General features: G+C 41.6%; 1 protein-coding gene. It reads right to left on the reverse strand.

What is annotated here, in order from left to right; all coding sequences use genetic code 11:
• Positions 1-334: 334 nt before the first annotated feature.
• Positions 335-2,068, reverse strand: a complete 1,734-nt coding sequence (locus N7974_RS20405; RefSeq protein ID WP_262967369.1) for a bifunctional protein-serine/threonine kinase/phosphatase — start codon at positions 2,066-2,068, stop codon at positions 335-337.
• Between the last annotated feature and the right edge of the window lie 143 nt (positions 2,069-2,211).

Genomic DNA, 2,211 nt, shown 5'->3' on the forward strand with positions numbered 1-2,211 from the left:
AAAACTTTTTATAAAGTGCGCAGGTTCGTGCATCAACATGCTGTTGAAATACGTCCAATTCTAACACTGATTGGCTTACTCGTTTTCCTGCTGTTTTTCTAAGCTTAAAAACTTGAACATCGAGTAACAGGCAGGACTCGTCTTGGTAGTTTGCCAAATAATAGCTTTTTCATAAAGCATTTTGAGATTTACCAAAAGTCGATTTTACCATGTTATTTTTTGACAAAATCAACATTCAGATACTTTTCTGCAATAAAATGACAAAAGTAGGTTAGTCGGTTTCGAGCCAACCTGAAATTTGACATCCTGTTTGGTTGGTTTAACGCAATTTGATTTATGTTTGAACAAGAGAATACAGTAAAACCAGATTGGCTAGCAATAGTATTACCGACAGGCATTTCCAAAACAACAGAGGATTTCTCTCTATCAATGGACTAAAGTCTTTGGTGCCGAGAAATTTTGGATTAGGTGTAGAGAGATCGTACAAGAATTCCGATAAATTATCGTAACGAGTATCCGGATTTATTGACGTGCCTTTTTTTAACGCGCCATCAATCCAGATTGGAACCATGGCGTTTTTATGAAAACTGGGTACATATTGAAGTTTCGCAAGGCTAATAGCGTTGGGTTTTTCGGGCATATCCTGACCAAAAGGGAGTGCACCGTTAATCATTTCATAGGTAATAACCGCTAGTGAAAACAAGTCGGATTTGGTAGTGCCCCGCTGCCCCAATTGATATTCCGGGGCGCTATAGTTTAAGGTGCCAAGGATATTCTCCTCACTATCATAATCGACCGGCGCTATTTCGGCTATTCCGGCAATTTTAACCGAGCCAAAATCGATGATTTTAACGATTCCCTGTTGATCAAGCATGATGTTTTCAGGCTTTAAATCCTGATGTAACATTTCCATGCGATGAAAAGCCCGGAGCCCTTTGGCGATTTGTTCTACTATTTTTCTGACCTCCCGGATATAAGGCTTAGGGTTGGCCACTAACCATTGTCTCAGGGTTTGGCCTTCGATAAATTCGGTAACATAATAAATACAGCTTTTTTGCCGGTCCGTAGGCAGCACTTTAAGGACATTTTCGTGATGAATACGTTTTCCTGCCCACTCTTCATGCAGAAAATGTTCTATGTAAAAGGTATCATCGTCAAAAAGTATTGACGGCGTTTTCAGGATGACGTGGCGCTTGTTTTTGGTATCAAATGCCCGATAGATTTGTGTGCGCTTGCTGGCGTGCAGTTCTGCCTTGATAAGGTAGTCATCAATGATCATGCCCGGTTCCAGGGGCGGAGGGAAAGGCAGGTTGGCATGGCGGCGAATAATTTCGTCTTCTTTGGCTTCCGGCAACGTATCAATTCTGATCAATTGACAGGTCAGATTATCATCACTTTTATGGGTGATGGCTTTCTGTACGATGCCATTGGCAGTTTTGGTTAAATCAGCAGCTTCCTGAAGCAGTTGTCTGATGGTTTTTTCATCGATAAAATCGTGTATCCCGTCCGTTGTCATTAAAAATAGATCGCCTTTTTCAAGGGGTAGCGATTTATAATCAACCTCCAGTCTGGGTTCAATACCCATGGCCCGGTTAAGATAGTTTTTTTCCTTGGAAACCCAAATGCGATGATCACGGGTTATCTGTTCAAGCATGCCTTTGCGCAAACGATAAATTCTGGAATCACCAATATGAAAAATATGTGCAGTCGTTGATTTTACAATCAGGATACTGAGTGTACTGACCATGCCTTTGCTGGAGTCATAGCGGCTATGTCCCTGGCTATATAACCAGGAATTGGTTGCCGAAAGTATTTTTTGTCCGGCCTGTTTGACCGACCATGAGTCGGGGGTACTGTAGTAATCACTCAAAAAACTGACCACACAACAATGGCTGGCTGCTTTGCCGGCATCGCTACCGCTCATGCCATCGGCAATTGCGGCAGTAATACCTTTATAGACAAGCTGCGAATCTTGCGGTACCAATGAGCCAAAAAAATCTTCATTATCCGCTTTAATGCCTTGGTCACTGGCATAGCCAATACTCACTTTGAGTTCAGGTACGGTCATGTTTAAGTTAATATCAGCAGGGCAACCGCATATAAACTTCACGTCGAAAAAATCACATTTTCCCTGAATTGATCGTTCAAAGCGGCTTTAAAACGTTTTTTCTTAATGCTCATTTTAGAGGGTTCATTTTTAAGCAGATTAAT

Source organism: Methylobacter psychrophilus, assembly GCF_025583945.1.
Taxonomy (GTDB): domain Bacteria; phylum Pseudomonadota; class Gammaproteobacteria; order Methylococcales; family Methylomonadaceae; genus Methylobacter_C; species Methylobacter_C psychrophilus.